The 23,262-nt window shown below is 43.8% G+C and carries 21 protein-coding genes; 10 read left to right on the forward strand and 11 right to left on the reverse strand.

Features of this window, described 5'->3' with window-relative positions:
• Positions 1-143 precede the first annotated feature (143 nt).
• From gltP to ACPUEY_RS10865, 5 genes are all read right to left on the reverse strand, one after another.
• Positions 144-1,439 carry a glutamate/aspartate:proton symporter GltP gene (gltP, locus tag ACPUEY_RS10845; RefSeq protein ID WP_092818662.1) on the reverse strand — a complete coding sequence of 432 codons (1,296 nt, stop codon included), beginning with the start codon at positions 1,437-1,439 and terminating at the stop codon, positions 144-146.
• A gap of 269 nt (positions 1,440-1,708) precedes the next feature.
• A complete protein-coding gene (locus ACPUEY_RS10850) occupies positions 1,709-2,815 on the reverse strand; it encodes an ABC transporter permease (protein ID WP_425122095.1) in 1,107 nt (368 codons plus the stop codon).
• Between the two features lie 2 nt (positions 2,816-2,817).
• Positions 2,818-3,942 (reverse strand): ABC transporter permease, encoded by a 1,125-nt coding sequence (locus ACPUEY_RS10855; RefSeq protein WP_425122096.1) that lies wholly within the window; start codon positions 3,940-3,942, stop codon positions 2,818-2,820.
• A gap of 2 nt (positions 3,943-3,944) precedes the next feature.
• Positions 3,945-5,030 (reverse strand): HlyD family secretion protein, encoded by a 1,086-nt coding sequence (locus ACPUEY_RS10860; RefSeq protein ID WP_409449175.1) that lies wholly within the window; start codon positions 5,028-5,030, stop codon positions 3,945-3,947.
• Positions 5,031-5,138: 108 nt separating this feature from the next.
• On the reverse strand, positions 5,139-6,626 hold the full coding sequence (locus ACPUEY_RS10865) for a TolC family protein (protein WP_425122097.1): 1,488 nt from the start codon (positions 6,624-6,626) through the stop codon (positions 5,139-5,141).
• A gap of 351 nt (positions 6,627-6,977) precedes the next feature.
• Here ACPUEY_RS10865 and serC point away from each other — a divergent pair, with 351 nt between their 5' ends.
• Complete coding sequence (gene serC, locus ACPUEY_RS10870) at positions 6,978-8,057, forward strand: 3-phosphoserine/phosphohydroxythreonine transaminase (protein WP_425122098.1); 1,080 nt, start codon at positions 6,978-6,980, stop codon at positions 8,055-8,057.
• 82 nt (positions 8,058-8,139) lie between these two features.
• Here the strand turns inward: serC and ACPUEY_RS10875 are convergent, their stop codons facing one another.
• On the reverse strand, positions 8,140-8,280 hold the full coding sequence (locus ACPUEY_RS10875) for a hypothetical protein (protein ID WP_165493280.1): 141 nt from the start codon (positions 8,278-8,280) through the stop codon (positions 8,140-8,142).
• 415 nt (positions 8,281-8,695) lie between these two features.
• The gene (locus ACPUEY_RS10880) at positions 8,696-9,625 is read right to left on the reverse strand and encodes a hypothetical protein (protein WP_425122099.1); all 930 of its coding nucleotides are present in this window, start codon (positions 9,623-9,625) and stop codon (positions 8,696-8,698) included.
• A gap of 257 nt (positions 9,626-9,882) precedes the next feature.
• Between ACPUEY_RS10880 and ACPUEY_RS10885 the strand changes: the two genes are divergently transcribed.
• On the forward strand, positions 9,883-10,353 hold the full coding sequence (locus ACPUEY_RS10885; RefSeq protein WP_425122100.1) for a YaiI/YqxD family protein: 471 nt from the start codon (positions 9,883-9,885) through the stop codon (positions 10,351-10,353).
• Positions 10,354-10,365: 12 nt separating this feature from the next.
• Complete coding sequence (locus ACPUEY_RS10890) at positions 10,366-11,277, forward strand: DMT family transporter (protein ID WP_425122101.1); 912 nt, start codon at positions 10,366-10,368, stop codon at positions 11,275-11,277.
• Between the two features lie 4 nt (positions 11,278-11,281).
• Here ACPUEY_RS10890 and ACPUEY_RS10895 read toward each other — a convergent pair whose 3' ends face one another.
• Positions 11,282-11,851: a PilZ domain-containing protein gene (locus tag ACPUEY_RS10895; RefSeq protein WP_425122103.1), complete on the reverse strand. Its 570-nt coding sequence runs from the start codon at positions 11,849-11,851 to the stop codon at positions 11,282-11,284.
• Between the two features lie 23 nt (positions 11,852-11,874).
• On the opposite strand from ACPUEY_RS10895, the gene ACPUEY_RS10900 reads away from it, so the two are divergent.
• From ACPUEY_RS10900 to ACPUEY_RS10910, 3 genes are all read left to right on the forward strand, one after another.
• A complete protein-coding gene (locus ACPUEY_RS10900) occupies positions 11,875-13,110 on the forward strand; it encodes a lipoprotein-releasing ABC transporter permease subunit (RefSeq protein WP_092818652.1) in 1,236 nt (411 codons plus the stop codon).
• The gene (gene lolD / locus ACPUEY_RS10905) at positions 13,103-13,786 is read left to right on the forward strand and encodes a lipoprotein-releasing ABC transporter ATP-binding protein LolD (protein WP_425122104.1); all 684 of its coding nucleotides are present in this window, start codon (positions 13,103-13,105) and stop codon (positions 13,784-13,786) included. Before ACPUEY_RS10900 ends, lolD begins: the two co-directional genes overlap by 8 nt.
• 204 nt (positions 13,787-13,990) lie before the next feature.
• Positions 13,991-16,441 (forward strand): DNA internalization-related competence protein ComEC/Rec2, encoded by a 2,451-nt coding sequence (locus ACPUEY_RS10910; protein ID WP_425122105.1) that lies wholly within the window; start codon positions 13,991-13,993, stop codon positions 16,439-16,441.
• Between the two features lie 22 nt (positions 16,442-16,463).
• Here ACPUEY_RS10910 and ACPUEY_RS10915 read toward each other — a convergent pair whose 3' ends face one another.
• Entirely contained in the window at positions 16,464-17,447 is a 984-nt protein-coding gene (locus tag ACPUEY_RS10915) for a lysophospholipid acyltransferase family protein (protein ID WP_425122106.1), read from the reverse strand.
• 131 nt (positions 17,448-17,578) lie between these two features.
• Here ACPUEY_RS10915 and sppA point away from each other — a divergent pair, with 131 nt between their 5' ends.
• Together sppA and ACPUEY_RS10925 are read left to right on the forward strand one after the other, a co-directional pair.
• A complete protein-coding gene (gene sppA / locus ACPUEY_RS10920) occupies positions 17,579-18,604 on the forward strand; it encodes a signal peptide peptidase SppA (RefSeq protein ID WP_131273426.1) in 1,026 nt (341 codons plus the stop codon).
• A complete protein-coding gene (locus ACPUEY_RS10925) occupies positions 18,601-19,404 on the forward strand; it encodes an alpha/beta fold hydrolase (protein ID WP_092818649.1) in 804 nt (267 codons plus the stop codon). The genes sppA and ACPUEY_RS10925 overlap by 4 nt, the downstream gene beginning before the upstream one ends.
• Positions 19,405-19,473: 69 nt before the next feature.
• Here ACPUEY_RS10925 and purN read toward each other — a convergent pair whose 3' ends face one another.
• Both purN and purM read right to left on the reverse strand, forming a co-directional pair.
• Positions 19,474-20,103: a phosphoribosylglycinamide formyltransferase gene (gene purN, locus ACPUEY_RS10930; RefSeq protein ID WP_092818648.1), complete on the reverse strand. Its 630-nt coding sequence runs from the start codon at positions 20,101-20,103 to the stop codon at positions 19,474-19,476.
• A gap of 9 nt (positions 20,104-20,112) precedes the next feature.
• Positions 20,113-21,180, reverse strand: coding sequence for a phosphoribosylformylglycinamidine cyclo-ligase (gene purM / locus ACPUEY_RS10935; RefSeq protein WP_092818647.1), 1,068 nt, complete (start codon positions 21,178-21,180; stop codon positions 20,113-20,115).
• A 134-nt stretch (positions 21,181-21,314) separates the two neighbouring features.
• On the opposite strand from purM, the gene cxpE reads away from it, so the two are divergent.
• Complete coding sequence (cxpE, locus tag ACPUEY_RS10940) at positions 21,315-22,535, forward strand: chloramphenicol efflux transporter CxpE (RefSeq protein ID WP_425122107.1); 1,221 nt, start codon at positions 21,315-21,317, stop codon at positions 22,533-22,535.
• A gap of 15 nt (positions 22,536-22,550) precedes the next feature.
• Positions 22,551-23,255, forward strand: coding sequence for a DnaA regulatory inactivator Hda (hda, locus tag ACPUEY_RS10945; protein ID WP_092818645.1), 705 nt, complete (start codon positions 22,551-22,553; stop codon positions 23,253-23,255).
• Positions 23,256-23,262: the final 7 nt, after the last annotated feature.

Raw genomic sequence — 23,262 nt, forward strand, 5'->3', positions numbered from 1 at the left:
CTGATGTGACAAAACCTGAGTCCTTTATAGTTAAAGTGTTTGTTTGCACTCATATTTTAACTATTTAGACTCAGGTTTTTTTTATTTAAAGTAAACTGTGGGACAGTAGTGAGCCGAAGCTTCCTTCTCTATGATGTTATAAATTATGCAGCTTCTTTGATTTCAACAGCATAATTTTTTTGCTTTTCAGCATCGAACTGGCCTTCCCATTTACTGATCACAAGAACAGCCAATGAGTTACCAATTACGTTCAATACAGTACGTGCCATATCCAGAATACGGTCAATACCGGCAATAAATGCCAGGCCTTCAAGCGGAATACCGACACTGCCCAAGGTTGCCAACAGCACAACAAAAGACACGCCAGGCACACCGGCAATACCTTTAGAAGTAATCATCAGGGTTAACACCAGAATGATTTGCTGGGTCATGGTTAAATCAATACCGTAAAGCTGCGCAATAAAGATGGCTGCAATACTTTGATATAAGGTCGAACCGTCCAGGTTAAATGAATAACCAATTGGAATCACGAAACTGGTAATGGATTTTGGTGCACCATAGGCTTCCATTTTTTCCATCAGGCGCGGTAATACTGTCTCGGAACTTGCAGTTGAATAAGACAGAATCAGCTCATCTTTCAGAATTTTAATAATTTCCCAAATACTGAAACCGCAGAATTTGGCGACAAGTCCTAAAATGACAAAGATGAAGAAGAAAATAGCACCATAAACCAGAAGCGCCAATTTCACTAATGGCAGCAGAGAACTAAAGCCAAAGTTCGCAACGGTTGCCGCAATCAGGCCAAATACGCCGAATGGTGCAAAAAGCATGATCATATGGGTGACTTTGAACATGGTTTCAGAAATCGCATGCAATACATCAATCAGCGGTTTTCTGGTTTCTTTCGCCAAAGACCCCAAACCAATACCGAAGATCACGGAGAAGAAGATGATTGGTAACATATGCCCATCGGTCAGTGATCCAAAAATATTAGACGGGATTAAAGATAAAATGGTGTTGACCAGACCATGCGAGTGGCTACTCACTTCCTGGGTGGTTTGCTGATATTGGGAAATATCGGTTTGAGTCAGGCTCGACATGTCAATACCGGCGCCCGGCTGGAATATATTCGCAGCAACCAGACCGACAATAATCGCAACAGTGGTAATAATTTCAAAATAAACAATGGTTTTGAAGCCCAGTTTACCCAGGTTTTGACCATGGCTTGCATTTGCAATACCGAGTATCAGCATTGAAAGTACAAGTGGAACGACAATCATCTTAATCAAATTAATAAAGATTGCGCCCAAAGGGCTCAGCAGATTATTAATCAGAGTTTCACGATATTCGGGAGAATAATGTAGAAAGGAGCCTACAAGCACACCTAAAATGAGCGCAATGACGATTTGCCAAGCAAGACTAATCCTAATCTTTTTCATGCTAAGCCCTTAAAATCAAATTTTAATAAAAAAGCTGCTATAACACTGTCGATATCACATCGGCATGTTAAAGGGGAGCGTGGGAATGAATAATATAAAAAATATTCATGAAATATAAACAGGGGGCTATTTTGCATCGATTAATATATTCAATCTAACTTTTTTCTTCATAATTGATTCAAAAGGTCAAAAAAAAAGCAGTATTGGTATAAAAAATAATCAAATTGTAAGGTTTCATTTAATAAACTTATAAGCTCATAGCTAAAAACTTACTTTCTGGTAGATCGGGTCAGGCGAAAAAATGCCCAAACCAGACAAATGCCGGCAAAGCTTGCCAGATAAATCATTTTCGGAATGACCAGTTGAGTAGGCACGCCCATCTGGTTCAATTGAATAAACATCTGTATGCCTTGGGTGGAAGGGAGGGCTTTGCCTAAATACTGCATCCACTCTGGCATGGCGGCATGCGGCCAGGCCGTACCTGAAAGCAGAAACAGGGGAATCGAGCTAAACACGATCACATGGCCGGCACGTTCAGGCATATCCAGAAAAGAGGCAATCAGCATGCTGAGGCCAATCACGCAGCTCAGAAATATAGGAACCGCAATGAGCATGCCCCAGAAGTTGCCACCACGCGGATAGTCATTCAGCCAGAAGGTAAATCCAAACAGATACAAACAGCCCAAAAAGCCAATGGTTAAAATAGCACTCCATAAAGCCCAAAATTCGGTTCGACTGGGTATCCAGTGCTTTTCACGATAAGTCGCAATTAACATGCACAAGCCCAGCAAAATGGTTTGATGGATAATCAGTGGGGCAACGGCAGGGAAAATATAGCTGCCATACCCGGACAGGGTGTTAAATAATGGAATTTGATGAATGGACAGCGCAGGGGAAAATTCAGAAATATGCTGAAATTTTTCAGCCTGTTCGGCCAGCGCATGTTCAATCGATGCCGCCAGTCCCAAACCAATCTTTTGGGTTTTCAAGAAATTGGCGGCACTTAAATATAAACCGATGCCCCCAACTTCACCTCGACGCAGACTGCCAGATAAGTTATCTGGAAGTAGTAAAATTCCGTCCGCCTGTTGCAGCTTGATCATCTGCTGTGCTTCGGCAAAATTCCCGGTGACTGCACGGATTTCAACATTGGGACTTTTAGTCACTTCGCCAATAATACTCGAGGTCACCAGGCTTTGTTCTTCATCGACAATCACAATCGGTAAAGATTCGGCATGTTCTGCCTTATAAGCCGTTGGGTAGAAGAAACTATATAAAAATACCGAGAGTACCAACGTGGTCAAGATCGAACTGTTACGTGCAATATCCTGAAAGGTTTTTAAATAAAAGTGCAGAAAATTTCTGAGTGTTTTCATGCCTAAACTCCCTTTACATATTTTTTAAGGAAGAAGTAGGCTGTGCCCAGATAAAACAGGCAATACACAACTAAAATTGCAAGCGGTAACAGTGAAATGGATACGGGACTGCCCACGACCCATTGTTCCGTCTGTAACTTGGCATAAGGGGTATAGGGAATAATATTGGACCAGAACTGGGTAAATAAGGGAGCATTGTTTAGCGGTAAAGTCACGCCGGCAAAACTTAAAGATGACCCGCCATAGACCGCAATAAAACCAAAACTTTTCGCCAGATCACGGGTGGCCAAAACCACGCTGCTGCTGATCAGGGCATAAGCGCTATAGAGCAGAAATTGTCCCAATAAAATGGGCCAGAGCTGTCCCTGTACAAACCAGCCACGCATTTCAATCATCCAGAACATCCATAACCAGGTCCAGAAACTGAAAATCAGCACATAGGTCATATTTTTGGAAAGCAGGGCAAGCCATAAATTTTGACCATCGAGCCATGTTTTGGCCGAGCCAAATTTCAGCTCCTGTCCTACGGCAAAAGCCACGCAACAGCAGAGCAATAAATGTAAAATTGCCGGAATCATGTAAGGTTCCAGATAGAACTCATAACTGAGCCCCGGATTAAACAGCGGCGAAATTTTGATATTGGGCGTTGGTGCATTCAAATAGGGAATCTGGTTTTCCAGATAACTGTGCCCGGTAAAATCGGCCAGTGCCTGCAAGGTGCTGACCAGCATCGCCGATGAAATGCTATTGCCGACACTAAAATAGCTTTGGTTATAGGCAATGCTGATTCCAGCATCCTTGGCTTGTACCAGGCGTTGTTCGGCACCTGCGGGAATAGTGATATAACCCCAGATTTTGTTTTGATTGAGTAACTGTTCAACCTCATCCTGACTGCTGGAAATACTGTTGATGCTCAGGGTGTGATTCAGACTGGCATGATGAATAATCGTCCGGCTCAGTTCGCTCTGGTCCTGATCAATAATTGCAATTGGCAGATGGCTCGGTTTCCCGGCAGAAAACATACTGGCAAACAGCACAATCACAAAGACAGGTGCAAGCGTGATCATGCACAAGTCCCACTTATGCCTGAGCAAATAGCCGAGTTCGCGCAGTATGCCCTGTAGCATGATCAAGACTCTTGTACTTTAAACAGCACACTCATGCCGACTTTTAAATCTGCAATTGGCTGGGCAGGGGTGAGCTGAATCTTGAAACTGCGAATATCATAGCCACCGGTTTGGCGCGTGGTTTTAATGGTGGCAAATTCACCCTCGGCATCAATCTTTTTGATCTTGAACAGGGCCTTTTTGTTTAATGCAGGAATAAAGCCTTCAACCGATTTGGCCTGATAGACCTGCGCGTATTGATCTTCACGGATATTCAGGCTGACCCAAAGCTCATCCTCCTGAATAATACTGACCACGGGTACACCCATAGCCACCAGTTCCGACACCTTGCCATAGGTTTTAGACACTGTGCCGTTGATCGGGGACACCAGTTTGGTTTCAGCTTCCAGTGCATTGGCTTCTGCAACGGCCGCTTTGGCAATCTCCACCTGGGCATCGGCGGAGGATTTCTGTTCTGGCGTGCTGCCGCGTTTGGCACGTGCATATTGCTGATAAGCCGCTTCGGTCATTTGTGCGGCAGATTGAGCCGCGGCGTGCATTTCATCGCGGCGCTGGCGTGAAATGACGCCTTCCTTAAACAGGTTGGCACCACGCTGATAGGTGGTTTGAGCCAGGTCTTGCTGGGCTTTCATGGCCTGCCAGTTGGCATATAGACTGTCGATATTTTCCTGTTGGGAACCGCGCTCAGCTGTGGCTTGCAAGGCTAAAGCAGACTGCAGGCTGGCCAGAGCCTGCTGTTTTTTAGCTTCAACTTCCGGACTAAACAAACGGACCAGTGGCTGGCCTTTAAGCACTTTTTGTCCGTCGTGGATATATATTTCTTCAATGCGGCTCGGCACCTTGCTACTGACATGGACGGTTTCAGCTTCAACACGACCTTGCAGCTCGACTTCCTTGGGCTGATAGCTTTTCCATAAGCCAAAACCAATCAGGCCTAAAAGCAAGATCAGTATGATGATGCCAATCACTTTAATGGCAGCTGAAGATTTTGAATCGGTATTTTCAGTGGCTGGCGCTTGTTCTGAATAACTGAAAAATGCTGAATCTGTAAGATTTGGCTGTTCGTGAGACTGCTCTAAAGTGTTCAATTCACTTTGCTGAGCGGATGGATTGCAAGCAGCCTCTTTTGATGAGGCATTTTCTACATCTTGATCAGGCCTGTTTTGATCTTGTGTCATGGTTTTCCCCATCAAAAATTAACGAATATAACTGCTATTGCTTTGGCTGACATAGCTTTGAAACTGCTCAATCGAGCCATGGCTTTGCAGTAAAGTGGCCAGTGACATAATGTATTTATAGGCATTCAGCGCCATTTCGCTTTTTAAAGCATTCAGGCTATTTTGTGCATCAATCAGCTGGGTGGCCGTTCCCATATCTTCCTTAAAAGATAAAGTCTGAATACGCAGATTTTCCTCGGCGGCTTTCATGTTTTGCTGTAACAGCTGATGACTTTGCTGGGCTGAGGTCATTTCATTGTAAGAGCGATAAATGATGTTTTCGACTTCCTGCTTGGTACGCTCGGTTAACAGTTCAGAGGCATAGCGTTGCAACTCTGCGGCCTGAACATTTTTATTCTTGTCTATTCCGGAAAACAGGTTGTAACGCGCTGCGACACCGACAATCCAGTTTTGCTTTTCATCCAGGCTATATTCGCCAAAGGCGAACAAATTAGGTTTTTTCGAGGCAGTTTGCGCCTTAACATTGGCATTGGCCAGCTGGGTGTCCATCTGCATTTTGCGAACCAGAGAAGATTGGTCCGGATAGCTTTTTAACAGCGCATTCAGGTTCTGAGTCTGGGTAGCGTTGACAAATAGGGGAGTGCTCAGTTCGGTAATCTGACTTTGCTGTAACAGGTTGTTGAGCTGAAACAGGCTCGATCTTAAATTGGCTGCTGCATTTTGCACGCTACGCTCGGCATTGTTCTTTGCCACCTCAAATTGCATGCGCTGTCCTTTGCTGATAAAACCTTGGCGTTCCAGCTTTAAAGCATTGCTGTAATGCATTTGCATGGCATTGAAATTGGACTGACTGGAGGCTAAAAGCTGCTTTTGCAGTTGGGCATTAAAATAGGCCTGAATCAGTTCAAAGCGTTGCGCATCTTGCTGTTGCTTGCTATTGAGTTGACTGCGCTGAGCCTGAATCTGAGCCATTTCCTTGGCACTTGAGGTCAGGCCACCGGTATATAAAGGCATAATGACGGACACGGTTGGACGTATCACCTGATCATCCAGGCGAACGGTTGACTCATCTGGAATTAATCCCACGCCATCATGTATCGGTTGTTTTAAACCCTCTTTCAACGGATCGGCAAAGCCACCTAAATTCAATTCATCAATCTTATTATTCAGGCCATTAGTCAAGGACTGTTCTAGATTGTTTTTTAAAGCCCCAAGAGGAAGATCCACTTCATTATGAAAAGCGTAAGCGCGGACATTTAAATCGACACGGGGCAGACCTAAACCCTTGACCGCTTCAGCTTGTAATTGTGCAGATTGTTGCAAAGCCTGACTGGCCTGCGTGCTGTAGGAATCCTTTAAAATCGACTGTTCAGCCTGGGCATAACTGATGCTTTCGGCGAATGCTGGGCCAGAAAAAACCAGACTTGCCGTACAAATGCCAATACGAAAATTTTGTTGTATGAGGAGTGCAATTTTTTTGGGTTGTGCCTGTAAATACAATGACATCACTCAGCTCTCAATTTCTTTGTAACAATTATATTGCATAGATTGAATTGTATGTCTAATCAATAAGTTGTTGTATTGTTTAATATGCATCTGTATATCAATCACCTGATCAGGTTTTTGATCTTGACGACTTGCATCGCCAATTTGAAAAGACCAGAAATAAGATGCAGTTGCGCCTTTAAGCCGAATGTCAGGGATTGTACAGGCTGTATTCAAATCCGCTCTTTATTGAGATTTTGACTTTAAATGTCCGACAGCATTGAAATATTTTCAGGATAATTTACTGCAAGCAACGCCTATCTGTGGTTAAATGCCATCATTTTATTGTGTTTCACTCTGAAAGGAAAAATCATGCGCGCGTACAACTTCTGTGCTGGTCCTGCTGCATTACCTACTGCCGTTTTAGAAAAAGCTCAGGCTGAATTGCTTGATTGGCATGGCAAGGGTCTTTCGATCATGGAAATGAGTCACCGTAGCAGTGATTATGTGGCTGTGGCAGAAAAAGCAGAAGCAGATTTGCGTAAATTGATGAACATTCCTGAGAACTATAAAGTATTGTTCTTGCAAGGTGGCGCTTCACTGCAATTCTCTGCCATTCCTTTAAACCTGTTGGGTAAAAACAGCAAGGCTGATTATATTCATACCGGAATCTGGTCTGAGAAAGCGTTAAAAGAAGCAAAACGCTATGGCGACATCAATGTTGTAGAAGCAGGTACCAGCATTAACGGTAAATTGGCCATTACAGAGCAAAGTACCTGGAACTTGTCTGACGATGCGGCTTATGTCCATTATGCTGATAATGAAACCATTGGCGGCCTTCAGTTTGCGGGTATTCCTGAAACAGATAAACCTTTGGTATGTGACTTTTCATCAAGCATTTTATCTGCGCCATTAGATGTATCCAAGTTTGGTTTAATTTATGCAGGTGCGCAAAAGAATATTGGTCCTGCCGGCTTAACTTTGGTCATTATTCGTGAAGATTTGCTTGATCAGGCGAAACCTGAAATTCCAAGCATTCTGAAATATTCAGATCAGGCGAAAAACGGTTCTATGGTCAACACACCATCTACCTATGCCTGGTACCTGTCTGGTCTGGTATTTGAGTGGTTGCTTGAAAATGGCGGAGTCGATGCCATGCATAAAGTGAACCTTGAAAAAGCCAAATTACTGTATGGCTACATCGATGCTAGCGATTTCTATGCTAACCCGATTGCAGAAGCCAACCGTTCTATCATGAATGTACCGTTTACCTTGGCAAAAGCTGAGCTTGAGAAACAATTCTTGAAAGAAGCCGAAGCGAATCATCTGCTTAACCTGGCAGGTCACCGTTCAGTGGGCGGTATGCGTGCCAGTATTTACAATGCTGTACCTTTAGAAGGCGTACAGGCTCTGGTTGACTTTATGGATGACTTTGCCAAACGCAATGCTTAATTGCTAAAGCTAAAAAAGCCCATCACATGATGGGCTTTTTGTTGACTTGAATAATGTTAAAGATAAAATCGTTAAAATAGGCTTAAAAAATAAAGTGATGCAAAAGATAGGCAGACATAAACATACCCAGGACAAAAAACAGGCATGAGATGGTGTCTAACTGGAAGCGTTTAACCAGTTGATGTTCAACTGTTCGTATATTTTCTTCTTGCACGATTTTCATGGAAACTCTATTCCGATTTATTTATCGTTAATTTATATTGCTTGTATTTATTTTTATCATAAAAAATTGATTAAATAAAGTACTAAATAAAAATATGTAATTAAAATATTTATGGTATTGGACAGAATATCTGATTATTTAGCAAATTATTGTCACTACAGGGTTGTGCTGGAGAAAAGACTTCAAAATGCCTCATAAAAATATAATCGGTGCACTATTTATTTAAAATAAAATTTTGAATTTAAAACTATGGATAAGTGCATTTTAATTTGAATTTAAAATCGTTAAATATAATAGGCTTTTGTGGATAATTTTTGATCAGAATGAATGTGCAGATAATAAATACATAAGCATAAAAAAGCAGTGCCATAGCGTGAAGAGATAATCAGGCTATAGCACTGCTTTTTAGAGAGGATTATTTTTTAGCGTAAATATTCACTTGAATCCATAAATTGCCACGAATGAATTGGCCAATTGCAAAGTCTTTATACGCCGGATTCTTGGTGGCAATGCGAATCAGGGTGGCTTCCTGGTTTTCATCATGAATTAGGGCAACATCATACAGGGTGTATTCCTGATCCATAAATGACATGGAGGTTTTGCCGACAATATTGCCTTGGAACCAGGCTTCATCTTCCTGTCCCATATTTTCGCCATACAGATAAGCGACCATCTTGGAAAAATCAACCGTAACCGGTTCTTTGTCATCTTCCGATTTGGGTTCCCAGGCATCAATCTGTTCTTGCAGGTTGGCAGGGGCCACACCGTTATTGGCAGTAAGAATATCATTCAAGGCACGGTGATGCTTAATGGAGGCAGGATCATCCACCACCAGGTGTTCATGGTCCGAAACTGCTTCCAGTTCATAGGCCCAGGCATTGAGCTGCGCAAGATAGGGTTGATCTTTTTCATATTGGTCATGATTGACGCTATACAGCGTATCAAAGGCATAGACAATGGTATTGGCACCCAGATTCAAGCGCAGTACCGCCTGAGTGTTGGATTTACAGGTAATAATCCGTTCAATGGTGGCCTTGACTTTGTAGGGACTTTCAAAACTTGGAAATGCCGTTTTTAGCGCTTGGGGTTTGTTGTTTTCAACTGCAATCACCTGGGTCAATTGTACTTTTGCCTGTTTGGGCCCTTGAATGAGCCAGGCTGATGCATCCATGTCACATTCTTCTTTACATAAACCCATGGGCATGACCGGCGCATCAAGAGCCAGCCCCAACCACTTGGGCACATCTGTAGCCGGATTTTCTGTGAGCAGATTCCAATGTTCGACATGACTGCCAAAGTTCTGATCTTCAATGGTGATCAGTTCCGGTCTATTTTGATTTTTCATATTCACAATTGATGTTGGGCTGTATTTATCTATTAAATCGAGGGTTATTGTTAAATTTCAAGTCAAATGGCCAAATTTAACCATTAAAGTCACTGAAATAGACTCAAAATCCTGAATTTAGATGTGATGCGATCTGAAACTATGATGATTGAAGAGTAAAGCTAAAAACAAGCAAGAGGCACAATAGATTTAGCCATCCTCCTGTCACATGGAATTTGCTAAACTAGGCGCACTTCTTTTTTGACTATGGATGTGGTGTGCTGCCATTTAAACTTTGGGTTGATGCCGATGCATTGCCTAAAATCCTGCGTGATGTGATCATTCGCGCTTCCGACCGTTATCAGATGGAAGTCACTTTTGTGGCCAACCAGAATGTGGGTATTACCCCGTCAGTACGGATTAACTCCCTTCAGGTCATGAGTGGCGCAGATGCGGCAGATAAAGAAATTATCGAGCGCATGAAAGAGCATGATATTGTCATGACCCAGGATATTCCCCTGGCTGCTCAAGTAATTGAAAAGGGCGGAATAGCCATTCATCCGCGCGGTGAAATCTATACTGCTGCCAATGTAAAAGCACGTCTGCATCTACGTGATTTTATGGATACCTTAAGAGGGGCGGGTGTACAAACCGGCGGACCTCCTCCGATTTCCGAACGAGACAAGCGCGAATTTTCCAGTGCACTAGATCAAACCATTCAGAAACAGAAACGTAAAACCGCAGTCTAACTTGAGCTCTTCATGCCGTCAAAAACCAACATTATGTCCACGTATGCCTTATTGGTGTTTATTTGGGCAACCACGCCTCTGGCAATTGTCTGGAGTGTTTCAGATCTGCATAGTTTGTGGGCTTTGGCACTGCGCTTTTTTATTGCCTTGCCTTTAGCCTTGGGTTTGCTGGTTTTACTGAAAACCAAGTTGCCTCTCAATGCCATTTCCCTGCATAGCTATGTTGCAGGTGCCTGCAGTTTTATTGGATCGCAAATCTTTACCTATCTGGCAACGGCTTATTTAAGCTCAGGTATTATCGCCTTGATGTTTGGTTTGGCACCGATCATGACCGGATTAATCGGACGTTTTGCTTTTAACATTCATTTACATCGCCTGCAGTGGCTGGGCATGTGCATTTCAGTATTGGGGCTGGGGATTATCTGTCTGGGTGGCAGTGACCAGCATGTCCAACCGATGGGCATAGGACTGATGTTGATCAGTGTTTTTGTATATTGCGCATCCATTTTTTGGGTCAAAAAAGTCAATGCACCACTGAAACCCATGGCCCAGGCAACGGGATCGATTCTGGTCTCCAGCCTGTTTGCACTGGGCATGCTGCCGTTGATCTGGCAGCATGCCCCAGATCATATCCCGAATACCAAGGCATTGATCGGTTTGTTTTATGCGGTGATTATGGCTTCACTGCTGGCGATGTTCTGTTATTTCAAACTGGTACAAAATATTAAGGCGACGACCTTATCGTTGACTACGGTGCTGACACCCATGTTGGCCATGCTGTTTGGAGCGATGCTGAATGATGAAAAATTATCGGTAATGGTTTTTGTCGGGGCCTTTATTTTATTGTTCGGTCTGTTTGTTTATTTCTATCGCGATCTTAAGGCGAGCCAGAATCTCGCCACCAAGATCAAGTCCAACAGTTAAATTTCTAGTCTTTATTTTTGCTGAGGTTGATACATTCTGCAAGTTTGACCCGGTCTTGTGGATGCAAGGTAATAAAATAAGCGCCGGTGCGGAACTTCCCGTTTTCTTCCGCACGGCTATAGACCACCTGGGCAGTCGCAGCAATATGGAAGAAATTTTCAGGGTGACTTAAGGTCACATGCACATAGGTGCCTTCCTGAATAGGCTGATCATTAAAGAAACTGAAACCGGTTTCGGAAAAATTGACATGTTCCGGGATTGGTAACATGGATTGTACAATTGCATCGTATAAAGAGCCGGTAATGAGGTTTAACTTTTGGTTAAATAAGGATAATATTCTAGCAATTTGTTGATCTTTTTCATTTAATTGTTCTAATTCGTAGTTTACAGCATGATCAAATTGATCTAATTCTGCGAGTAGTAGAAAATAGCGAGGCAGCACAAAGTTAGGATCATAAGGGTCATTAAGCGCGACATCATCAGAAATAATCTGATAATTTATTCGCAAAGCAGCATCGATACGCGACATAACGCGGCGTTCCTTATTGCCGCCTTGATGCTGTAAATTTTCCATAATTATTCCTCGGACTAAATGGTATGTTTAAACCAATCTCGCTGTACATCGGGTTGAGATATACTCGTGCACGGCGTAGCAACCACTTTATTTCTTTTATTGCTCTGGTTTCAATGATCGGTCTCACCTTGGGTGTGGCCGTACTGATTACAGTCTTATCTGTAATGAATGGCTTTGACCGCGAGCTGAAAAACCGTGTATTGGGAATGATACCTCAAGCTACTGTTTCTTCAACACAAATATTAACAAATTGGCCGGAACTTGCAAAAAAAGTTGAACAGCATGAGCATGTCAAGGGTGTAGCGCCTTTTACCCAGTTACAGGGCATGCTGACGGCACAGGGGCAAGTGGCCGGAATTATGGTCACGGGCATCGAACCTGAATACGAAAAGAACGTGTCCATTATCCAGAATCACATGATTGCGGGAAGCATTGATAGCCTGAAAAAAGGTGAATTTGGCATTGTTTTGGGTAAACAAATGACCGACTCACTGGGTTTGGGATTAAACGACAATATTACCTTAGTGCTGCCTGAAGCTACGCCGTCGCCTGCAGGGGTGGTGCCACGTTTCAAGCGCTTTAAAATTGTCGGTATTTTCAGTATCGGGGCGGAAGTGGATTCCATGATGGGCTATATCGCCCTGAACGATGCCTCCACTTTATTGCGCTTGCCGGACGGTGCCCAAGGGGTGCGTTTAAAACTGGATGACATTTTCCTGGCACCTGAAGTGGCGGATGATATTGTCAAAGACCTGCCAAGCAATTTCTATGCATCGAACTGGACCTTTACCCACGGCAATTTGTTTAGTGCGATTCAGATGGAAAAAGCCATGGTCAGCTTGCTGCTGTTCCTGATTGTACTGGTGGCTGTATTTAATATTGTGTCCTCACTGGTGATGGTCGTCACCGACAAGAAATCCGACATTGCCATTTTGCGTACGCTGGGGGCTTCACCTGCAACCATTACCCGGATTTTTATGGTACAGGGCACCATTATTGGCGTGATCGGGACAGTTTCCGGTGCCATTCTGGGAATTATCTTCGCTTCAAGTATCAGTGGCTTTATTGGCTGGTTGAATACAGCATTTGGTTTGAACCTGTTTGATGCCTATTTCATTAATTACTTGCCGTCTTATCTGCGCTGGCAAGATGTGGTGGTGATTGTCAGCCTGTCACTGGTTTTAAGTTTCCTGGCTACAATTTACCCGGCACTGCGTGCTGCAAAAACCCAACCAGCAGAGGCCTTACGTTATGAGTAATCTTGTCCTCGAAGCGAAAAATATCTCGAAAAGTTTTACCGATGGCAAAACCACCGTTAAAGTGATTAAAAACTTGTCCTTAGAGGTCAAAAAAGGCGAGTTTGTGTCTATTGTCGGTTCGAGTGGGTCGGGTAAAAGTACCTTGCTGCATGTGTTGGGTGGTCTGGACTGTCCAACAGCAGGGCAGGTGTTCTTAAACGGCAAGCGCTTCGATAATTTGGGTGAAGCCGAGCGTGGCTATTTGCGTAACCAGCATTTAGGCTTTGTCTATCAGTTCCATCATCTGTTGCCTGAATTTACCGCACTGGAAAATGTGGCCATGCCGCTGATGCTGCGTGCAGGAACGACCTATAAGCAATCTAAAGAGCAGGCTGAATATTTGCTTAATCGGGTCGGACTGTCGCATCGCATGACGCATAAACCGGGCGAGCTGTCTGGTGGTGAACGTCAGCGTGTTGCTTTGGCACGTGCACTGGTGGCTAAGCCGGAACTGATGCTGGCAGATGAGCCGACGGGGAATCTGGACCGTAAAACGGCAGTAAAAATTTTTGAATTACTTAGTGAATTACGTGATGAGTTCAATATGGCGATGCTGATCGTGACCCATGATGAACAGCTGGCCCAGACTGCCGATTCGATTTTGCATATGCAAGACGGCGTCTGGATTGATGGTTAAGGATTGTCTGACACTTCATAAATAATTTGCGTTGTAAGCTCCAATTAAACAATGAAATGTATACAGCGTAAAAAAATATTCGTTGTCACAAACAAGGATGAAGTGTCACCCAACCCTAGACATTGATCGATAAATTTAGAAAAGGATTGAAGCTCACTCCGGTGGGCTTTAATATTGCCAAAAATAAAAAAAATTATAATCACAATGATTCAAATAATCTGTATCGGCTGGGTGCTGGGGATTGCCACAATGGGAAAAAACTACCCGATATTGCAGTCTTTACTCATTCCATGTATCGCTCTTTTTATCATGCTTCTCCTTTTAAAGCTGACAGTTTTCAAACAGGCGTATTCCTTAGGATTTAAGTTTTTACAGCTTTCTCTGGGACTGAGTCTGGGGATTGTACTCGGCTATAGTTATGCTGATCATCAATTAAATAAGCGTTTGCTGTTTCGGGAACAACAGCCTGAAGCAGTGGAGGTGATTGCCTATGTTAAAAATATCAATGAATTAGGCGATCAGACCATCCAGCAAAAAATTCAGGTGTTGAATCGCCATACACAAGTGGTGCAGTGGCAGGCATTTTTAAAAAATGCAGCAGATTCAAGTTCATCTGCGGTACTTGAGCTAGGTCAATATTACCGTTTGCAGGGACAAATTCTGCCTGCGCATAGCTATGCCACTGAAGGTGCCTTTGATCAGGAACAATGGTATATCCAGCAAAATATTATGTCCGGATTTAAAGTTTCATCAATCCACAAGCTGACTGAACAAGAAGTTTATGCTTTAGGGCATGGACGATACCTCAGGCAACATGCTTCTGTTTCCAGTCAGATTCAACTCTGGGTTGAGCAGCAGCGTTTGGCATTACGCAATTTTATCCATCAACAGCCCGTGCAGCATAAAGGTTTGATGCTGGCGTTATTGACTGGGGACAAGAGTTTGCTGGATACAGACACCGAGCAACTGTTTCAGCGCTTTGGCATGAGTCATCTGCTCGCCATATCCGGACCGCATGTGCTGATTTTTGCCGTACTGCTGTGTTGGAGTCTGCATCAGCTCATTGCTCATTATCGACCGCAACTTTATTTGAAATGGCCCAGGCAATATCTGCTGATCTGGCCCTTTTGCGTGAGTGTAGCACTGTACTGTGCATTTGTTGGATTTGAAATTCCTGCACTCAGAACGCTGTTGAGCTGCTTGTTGATCAGTGTATTTATCTTATTCAAGCAAAAGCTCCGACCACTGAATATTTTGCTTTCTAGTGCCTCCATCCTGTTAATTCTTGATCCTTTCAGTATTTTATCGGCTGCGTTCTGGCTGTCCTATGGCGCATGCTTCGTGTTGCTGCGCATTTACCAGACCATGCAGCAGCAAAGCGGCACGGATGAGCTCAAGAGCAGAACACACTACCTCAAAATGCAGCTGAAACTTTTAATCGAATCACAGTGGAAAATATTTCTGGCCTTATTTCCCCTGATGATACTGTTTTTTAAACAGATGGCATGGATTACGCCACTGAGTAATCTGTTTGCCATTCCCTGGATTGGCCTGGTGATTGTGCCCTTGGATCTGTTGGCAGCCCTGTGCTATTTCATTGCTGAGCCTTTGGGCGGACTGGTTTTTCAAATCAACGATCTGTGTCTTGCTGCCTTGCTGGGGTTGCTGCAACTTTTAGATCGGCTGTTTGCCCCGACCTTACAGCCGATTGCCATGAACTTTGCCGTGTGGCTCAGTGTGTGTCTGGGATTGATGATCCTGTTTTTACCGCGCGCTGTGTTGCCTAAAGCGTGGTCTATCTTGTGCTTTATGCCTTTAGTTGCCCTCGATGCCAGTAAAAATGAATTTGAATTGAATGTATTGGATGTTGGACAAGGACAGGCGATTTTTATCCGCGATCAAGACCAGACCATGATGATTGATATGGGCGGAAATTATGATGAAGGTAAATTTAGTGTGGGCAAGCAAATCATTTTGCCCTTTTTATCGGTGAAGGGGGTGAGTGAATTGAATCAGCTGATTTTGACCCACTTAGACCAGGATCATAAAGGTGGCTATGAGTCGATCAGACAGCAGTTCCCCATCAGGCAGGTCTATTCAAATGAGAAACTTGAAGTCGCGGATTCCAGCCAGTTTGATTATTGTCATCAAGGGCAAAACTGGCAGTGGCGTGATCGCGTAAACATGACCGTGCTGTCGCCCAAAACCGAAAATTTGGCCTATGCCAACGCTGAGAAAAATGAAATGTCCTGTGTGATTTATCTGCAGGTGAAAAATGCCCAACCCTATCAAAATTTTTTACTGATGGGAGATGCCGGTTGGCAAACGGAATATCAAATTCTGCAGGATTATCCAGACTTAAAAGTCGATGTGCTGGTTTTGGGACATCATGGCAGTCGGCATAGCTCGGCCTACGCTTTTTTAAAGCAGTTAAACCCGAAAATCGTGATCGCGTCGGCTGGCTTTCACAATCGCTATGGACATCCCAGTAAAATGACGCTGCAACGTCTACAGCAGCTGGATATTCCTGTCTTGAGCACAGTACAGCAGGGCAGCATCCAATTTAGCAGACAGGCCAATGGACAAATGCAATTACAGTATGCACGTGAACAACGGCAATGGTTAAAACGTGCAGCAGTAAAACTTAAATACTAGGGTCTGACTATAGAAGACCTGACTATATGACTTGTTCATTTTCTACTGGAATTGCAGGATTTTGAGCGGCAGCTTCTGCGCGGACTTTAGCGACCAGGGCCAATGCCTCTGTTTTATTGAGATAATACAGGGCATCCAATTCGGGGCTGGCTTTAAAACGTTTATAGCTCCAGTGGTAATGCTCGGGGTAACGGCGGATCAGGTTTTCAATGGCTTGAAAAATAATGCCTGTGCCTTGATTGGTATCGACTGAATAGATGCGTTCATCAATTGCTTCAAAATATAGATCAAAGCCCTGATCCTCATTACGTAGTGCATATAAAAACAAGGTTTTAGCTTTGGTTTTTTGAATCAGTTTGGCACTTAAATTACTGGTGGCCAACGGCAGTCCAAAATAAGGAATCATTTCACCGCCAACGTTTGGGGTATGGTCGGGCAAAATCACTGTTGTTCCACCCTGTTTCAAGGCCTTGAAAATCTGGCGAACTCCGGATTCATCGGTAGGGACCAAGGTTGCCTGTTCGCGACTGCGCGCGTTCCGGACAAACAGGTCGGCCGCCTCATTTTTGACCGGCTTGTACATGATGGTCATTTTGGTAAATTGGGCAATATAGGCATTCATGATTTCCCAGGTGCCAAAATGTGGAACGATTAAAACCACACCTTTGTTTGCGGCAAGTGCATCCAGCAGCAGCTGCTTACCATGCACTTTATGAATGCGTGCAAGATTGGCTGCATTGCTGGAACCCCAAATACTAAAAAACTCAAAATAAGAGATCAGCTCATTGCGGATGGCTTGAGCCGTAATTTTTTCCCGTTCTGCATCGCTCAGTTCAGGCAGGGCGATATTTAAATTCAACCGAATGGTTTCTGAAGTTTTGGAAATTTTGAGAGCATTGACCAGACCAGCTAAACCACGCGCTATAAATCGAGAAATTTGAATAGGTTGTCGGCTAATAAACTGCAAAAGACGATAGGTTGTATTCTGGGAGCTTCGATCGGTCATTGTTGTATTGTCAATTGCATCATGAATGGAAAAGATAAATTTATTATAAGTGAAAACAGATAATTTAGACAGATTTAACCCGATCAGTGTATATAATGAGTCCAATTTAACTCAACAGTGGATCGTTTTCCATGTCCGATTGGCCACCAAAACCAGAAAATGAAATTCAAAATACACCACATAATTCACAAAATATAACTGGCAAAGAATGGCATATTTTAGAAAAAGCCGTTTTAGCCTCTGTAGAAGAACAGCGCCGTGCGCGTCGTTGGGGAATCTTCTTTAAATTTCTCACTTTTGCTTATATTCTTTTTATTTTGGTGCTGATGGCGAAAAGCTGCAGTACATCAACCACAGATCCTACGGCAACGACCAGTTCGCATATTGCCGTAGTCGATATTATTGGCACCATTGCTGCAGACAAGCAAAGTGTGAATAGCACGGATACCGTTAAAGCGCTCAAGAAAGCCTTTGAAAACAAGCAAAGTAAAGCCGTGGTTCTCAATATTAATTCACCAGGTGGCTCACCGGTTCAATCGGATGAAATCTGGCAAGAAATTCAATATTTGAAAAAAGCCCATGCAGATAAAAAACTGTACGCGATCATTGGGGATACTGGTGCTTCGGGTGCATATTACATTGCTTCTGCTGCTGACGAAATTATTGTCAATCCTTCAAGTCTGGTGGGTTCTATTGGGGTGATTATGCCGAACTATGGCGTGAATGGTTTAATGCAGAAATTAGGTGTTGAAGACCGTACCATGACCTCTGGTGAAAATAAGGCACTTTTATCCATGACTCAGCCGGTGGATGCTGCGCAAAAAGCCCATGTACAAGGGGTGCTGGATAATGTACATGACCACTTTATCAATGCCGTGAAACAGGGGCGGGGTAAAAAATTGAAGTCGAACGATCCTGCAATATTCTCAGGTTTGTTCTGGACAGGTGAACAGGCCGTGAAACTGGGCATTGCAGACCGTACCGGCAGTTTAAATAGCTTGAAACGAGAGCTGAAACTGGAAAAAGCAGTCAATTACACCATTGAATATAATCCTTTCGATTCAGTACTAGGACGTATGGGAAGTTCAATGGGGCAAGGTTTTGCCAGCTCAATTTCACAACAGGTCCAATCTGAACAAACGACAAAATTGCAATGAAACCCGTGATCCACTTTGCGCACGCCAATGGCGTGCCATCAAAAGTTTATCAAAAGCTGTTTGATGGACTGAAAGATGAATATGACATTATTTATGTGCCCTTGCTTGGTCCAGACAAGCGTTACCCCATAGACAATCACTGGAACAGCCTGACCAATCAGGTCATTGACAGTATTGTGCGCCAGGCCAATGGCAGCAAAGTCATTGGCCTCGGTCATTCTTTAGGATCGGTGCTGACTTTTCAGGCAGCCTTAAAACGTCCAGAGCTGTTTCAACAGGTCATTATGATTGATCCGCCCTTAATTATGGGTAAAGAGGGCTTTGCTTTACATGTAGCTAAAACCTTGAAGCTAAAAGCCGTGGATAAAATGTCGCCAGCCTCTTTATCTTTACGTCGCAGAGATCATTGGGAAAGTCGTGAACAGGCGGCAGAATTGCTTCGTCCCAAAGGCTTTTATCAACACTTTGATGCGGACTGCTTTCAGGCCTATATCGATCATGCTTTAACTGAGGATAAGGTGCGGGGCGGTGTGGAGTTGACCATTGCAAAAATGGATGAGGTGAATATTTTTAGAACCAATCCATCATTATGGTGGCTGCCGCAGCCGAAACCTCAAGTGCCTGTCCAGCTGCTAATGGCGGAACAAGGGCCGTTTATTGGGCGGGGCTTTCCGCAAATCGCGAAAAAGAAGTTTGGTATTCCATATACGGTTGTTCCGGGAAGCCACATGTTTCCACTGGAAAAACCGCTAGAGACCGTCGCGTTGATCAAGCAACTGATTCAGCAGCCGGCAGTGTAATTTCTGCTCCAGTTAATGATTAAAAAATAAAGCAATAAAAAACGCATCCTCGGATGCGTTTTTTATTCTTTAAAACCTGCAGAATTGCACGGGCTCTTTTATTGCCTGACCACGATACAGCACACCCTGTTCAGTATGCTGGACTGCGCCTGTACAAATCCATTCCACCACTTGCGGGTAGATTAAATGTTCAAGCACATGAACCCGATTTGCTAAAGAAGTAGCATTATCATGCAGATTTACTTTTAGCACACCTTGCGCAAGTGGCTGACCTGCATCCAGTTCGGCAGTGACGTAATGCACCGTACAGCCATGCAGTACATCACCTGTGTTGAGTACCCGTTGATGGGTGTGCATGCCTTTGTAGTACGGCAGCAGGGAAGGGTGAATGTTGAGCATTTTTCCTTCCCAGGCTTTGACAAATTTGGCACTCAAGATGCGCATAAAGCCTGCAAGAACCACCAGATCAACATCCCAATCGAGCAATTGCTGATGCATCACATCATCAAAGGCTTCACGGTTAGGATATTGCTTGTGTTCAATTACTGCAGTTTGAATTCCTGCTTTTGCAGCACGCTCTAAAGCATATGCTTCCGGTTTATTGGAAATCACCCCGACAATTTGACCTGAGAGATTGGCATCAATCAGCGCTTGCAGGTTACTTCCACTACCTGAAACAAGAACAGCAATTTTAATCATGCGAAGTACTTATGCAAAAACCACACGGATTTTTTCGTCTGCGCCTTCAACTGATTCGGCATTGTCAACGATATGACCCATGGTCCATGCTTTTTCGCCAAGGCCGTTGAGGATTTCAACAGTTTTGTCTGCATCAGCAGCGTCAACAGCAAGCACCATACCTACGCCACAGTTGAATGTGCGGTACATTTCAAATTGTTCAACGCCACCTTCTTTTTGAAGAAGTTTGAACAGTTCAGGCCATTGCCAAGAAGATTCATTAATCACTGCCTGAGCACCGTTTGGAAGTACGCGAGGTAAATTACCCGGTAAACCGCCACCCGTGATGTGTGCCATCGCGTGAACATCGACCTGTTTAAGCAATTCAAGAATTGGTTTGACGTAAATACGTGTTGGTTCCATTGCCGTGTCTGCAAGTGGACGACCGTCAACAATTTGAGTGAGGTCAACGTTTTTCACGTCAAGAATTTTACGAAGAAGAGAGTAACCGTTGGAATGTGCACCTGAAGACGCAACACCCACTAAAACGTCACCCGCTTTGACTTTAGAGCCATCAATAATTTTGCTTTGCTCAACTACACCTACACAGAAGCCTGCCAGGTCATAGTCTTCGCCTTCATACATACCTGGCATTTCAGCAGTTTCACCGCCTACAAGTGCACAGCCAGCAAGCTCACAACCCGCGCCAATACCTGTCACTACATTTGCTGCAACGTCTACATTGAGGTGACCCGTTGCATAGTAATCGAGGAAGAATAATGGTTCTGCACCACATACAAGAAGATCGTTGACACACATTGCCACCAGGTCCTGACCAATCGTGTCATGACGGTTCAAATTCAATGCCAAACGTAATTTTGTACCAACACCATCTGTGCCAGATACGAGAACAGGTTCTTCATAACCTTTAGGGATTTTACAAAGTGCGCCGAAGCCGCCTAGTCCGCCCATTACTTCAGGACGGGAAGTACGTTTTGCGACAGATTTGATACGATCGACGAGTAAGTCGCCCGCTTCAATGTCGACACCCGCATCTTTATAGCTTAAACCAGTGTTAGGGGAAGTTGAGTTGCTCATAATGAAGTCTCCGCATTCGCGCCGCGATTATACCCGAATATACGAAACTCTTATGTTATTTATGCGCTAAAATGCTATCTTTATTAAAATATTTTACTGTCTAGAACAAATAAACCGAAAAAAGGCGAGTTTCTATGGTCGATCGCACCTCACGACGCATTTTTATACTTGCAGCAATCGTATTCCTCCTGTGGGTTCTGTATCTGCTTAAACCGGTGGTATTACCCTTTATCGGGGCATTTTTAATTGCCTATTTATTTAGTCCTTTGGTGGATAAGTTACATAATATCGGTTTGCCGCGCTGGATGTCGATTAGTGTGGTCTTTATCGGTATTGGTATCGTGCTTACCTTGGCAATGTGGTATCTGGTCCCATTGGTCTGGAAACAGCTGATGTATGCTAAAACCAGTATTCCTGCAGGTATTCACTGGGTAAATTATACCTTCCTGCCGTGGTTATCCAATACATTCAATCTGGTGCCAATGGAAATAGATACCGAGCAGATGTCCTCGGCCATTATGGATTATATTCAAACTAATTATAGTGCAGACAGTATTCAGGCGGTCGTGCTGAAAGTTGCCCAGTCGGGTCTGAATTTTATTCAGATTGGCGGAACGATCATATTAATTCCAATTATTGCCTTCTATTTCCTGCTGGATTGGGACCGTATGCTAGACAGCCTGCGCCGCCTGATTCCGCGTCCCTATGAAAAGACGACCTTAAATATTGTAGCGGAGTGTCATAGTGTTCTAGGTGCCTTTGTTAAAGGTCAGTTCTTGGTGATGTTTTTGCTGGGCGTAGTGTATGCAGCGGGCTTGCAGCTGATCGGACTGGAAGTGGGCCTGATTATTGGCATGATTGCAGGGCTGGCCAGTATCATTCCTTATCTGGGGTTTGCGGTTGGAATAATCGCTGCTGTTATTGCGGCCTTATTTCAATTTGGTCTTGACTGGGTTCACCTGGCATTGGTCGGTGTGGTTTTCATGGTAGGGCAGGCAGTAGAAGGTTATATTCTGCAACCCTTCCTGTTAGGTGATAAAATTGGTTTATCTCCAGTTGCTGTGGTATTCGCGGTATTGGCCGGTGCCCAGCTTGCTGGCTTCTTAGGAATGCTGATTGCCTTGCCTGTTGCTGCCGTGATTGTGGTATTGCTACGTCACGCACGCGAGTGTTATGAAAAGAGCCATATTTATAGGCAATCTACACTGATCATACAAGATGCTGGAGCAAGCTCAATTTCGATTGAAGCCGATCAAGTAGATGTCGATATTGAAGTGAAAAATCAGGAATCAAAAAATCTGCAAGAGGCTGAAAAATCGAGTAAGATTGAACTGATAGACAATAAAGAACCTTAAGGTTAAAGCTTATATATGCGTCAACTGCAACTCGATATTGAACCTCAGCTGGATGCCAGAATTAGCGATTTTTCTGGGCCGGGATGGGGACATGTGATCGATGCAGTTCGACAACTCCATGCCGGTTTAATGAACCGCTTTTATGTCTATGGCGGCGCAGGATCTGGCAAGAGTCATTTACTTTCTGCTATTTGTGATTCTTATCTGGAAATAGGTAAATCGGCAATTCAGGTTTCACTGCTTGAATTGCTGGATGCCCCTACTGAAGCGATTACCTCATTAGATCAATATGATCTGGTCGCACTAGATGATATTGAAGCGATTAGTGGTGTTCCACATTGGCAAAAAGCAGTCTTTCATTTAATTAATTATAATAATGAAGGTGGGGGGCAACTGGTTTTTTCATCCCGTGTCGCACCGATTGAATTGAAGCTTGAACTTCCGGATTTACAGTCCCGCTTGACTCAGGCAGTCAGTGTGAAGGTGCCATCAGGGAGTTTATATGCTGACCGTTATGCATTGGTGAACTCGGTATTATCGCGTCGGGGAATTCATATTGACCAGCAGATTATCGATTATTTGTTGGCGCATGGACCTCATCAGACTTCGGTTTTACTGCAAACCTTAGAACAGCTTATTCAACTGTTAAAAGGGGAAAAAACCAAAATCAGTCATGCGAATTTAAGACAAATTTATGCCCTGATCGATGAATATCGGTAAACAATAA

Origin of the sequence: Acinetobacter sp. G11 (assembly GCF_049808495.1) — a bacterium.
Classification (GTDB): Bacteria; Pseudomonadota; Gammaproteobacteria; order Pseudomonadales; family Moraxellaceae; genus Acinetobacter; species Acinetobacter kookii.

Bases quoted from the DNA above. Each gene is read 5' to 3' on its own strand.
- gltP (WP_092818662.1), bottom strand. From the start codon at position 1,439: ATGAAAAAGATTAGGATTAGTCTTGCTTGGCAAATCGTCATTGCGCTC.
- ACPUEY_RS10850 (WP_425122095.1), bottom strand. From the start codon at position 2,815: ATGAAAACACTCAGAAATTTTCTGCACTTTTATTTAAAAACCTTTCAG.
- ACPUEY_RS10855 (WP_425122096.1), bottom strand. From the start codon at position 3,942: ATGCTACAGGGCATACTGCGCGAACTCGGCTATTTGCTCAGGCATAAG.
- ACPUEY_RS10865 (WP_425122097.1), bottom strand. From the start codon at position 6,626: ATGTCATTGTATTTACAGGCACAACCCAAAAAAATTGCACTCCTCATA.
- serC (WP_425122098.1), top strand. From the start codon at position 6,978: ATGCGCGCGTACAACTTCTGTGCTGGTCCTGCTGCATTACCTACTGCC.
- ACPUEY_RS10875 (WP_165493280.1), bottom strand. From the start codon at position 8,280: ATGAAAATCGTGCAAGAAGAAAATATACGAACAGTTGAACATCAACTG.
- ACPUEY_RS10880 (WP_425122099.1), bottom strand. From the start codon at position 9,625: ATGAAAAATCAAAATAGACCGGAACTGATCACCATTGAAGATCAGAAC.
- ACPUEY_RS10890 (WP_425122101.1), top strand. From the start codon at position 10,366: ATGCCGTCAAAAACCAACATTATGTCCACGTATGCCTTATTGGTGTTT.
- ACPUEY_RS10895 (WP_425122103.1), bottom strand. From the start codon at position 11,851: ATGGAAAATTTACAGCATCAAGGCGGCAATAAGGAACGCCGCGTTATG.
- ACPUEY_RS10900 (WP_092818652.1), top strand. From the start codon at position 11,875: ATGTTTAAACCAATCTCGCTGTACATCGGGTTGAGATATACTCGTGCA.
- lolD (WP_425122104.1), top strand. From the start codon at position 13,103: ATGAGTAATCTTGTCCTCGAAGCGAAAAATATCTCGAAAAGTTTTACC.
- ACPUEY_RS10910 (WP_425122105.1), top strand. From the start codon at position 13,991: ATGATTCAAATAATCTGTATCGGCTGGGTGCTGGGGATTGCCACAATG.
- ACPUEY_RS10915 (WP_425122106.1), bottom strand. From the start codon at position 17,447: ATGACCGATCGAAGCTCCCAGAATACAACCTATCGTCTTTTGCAGTTT.
- sppA (WP_131273426.1), top strand. From the start codon at position 17,579: ATGTCCGATTGGCCACCAAAACCAGAAAATGAAATTCAAAATACACCA.
- ACPUEY_RS10925 (WP_092818649.1), top strand. From the start codon at position 18,601: ATGAAACCCGTGATCCACTTTGCGCACGCCAATGGCGTGCCATCAAAA.
- purN (WP_092818648.1), bottom strand. From the start codon at position 20,103: ATGATTAAAATTGCTGTTCTTGTTTCAGGTAGTGGAAGTAACCTGCAA.
- purM (WP_092818647.1), bottom strand. From the start codon at position 21,180: ATGAGCAACTCAACTTCCCCTAACACTGGTTTAAGCTATAAAGATGCG.
- cxpE (WP_425122107.1), top strand. From the start codon at position 21,315: ATGGTCGATCGCACCTCACGACGCATTTTTATACTTGCAGCAATCGTA.
- hda (WP_092818645.1), top strand. From the start codon at position 22,551: ATGCGTCAACTGCAACTCGATATTGAACCTCAGCTGGATGCCAGAATT.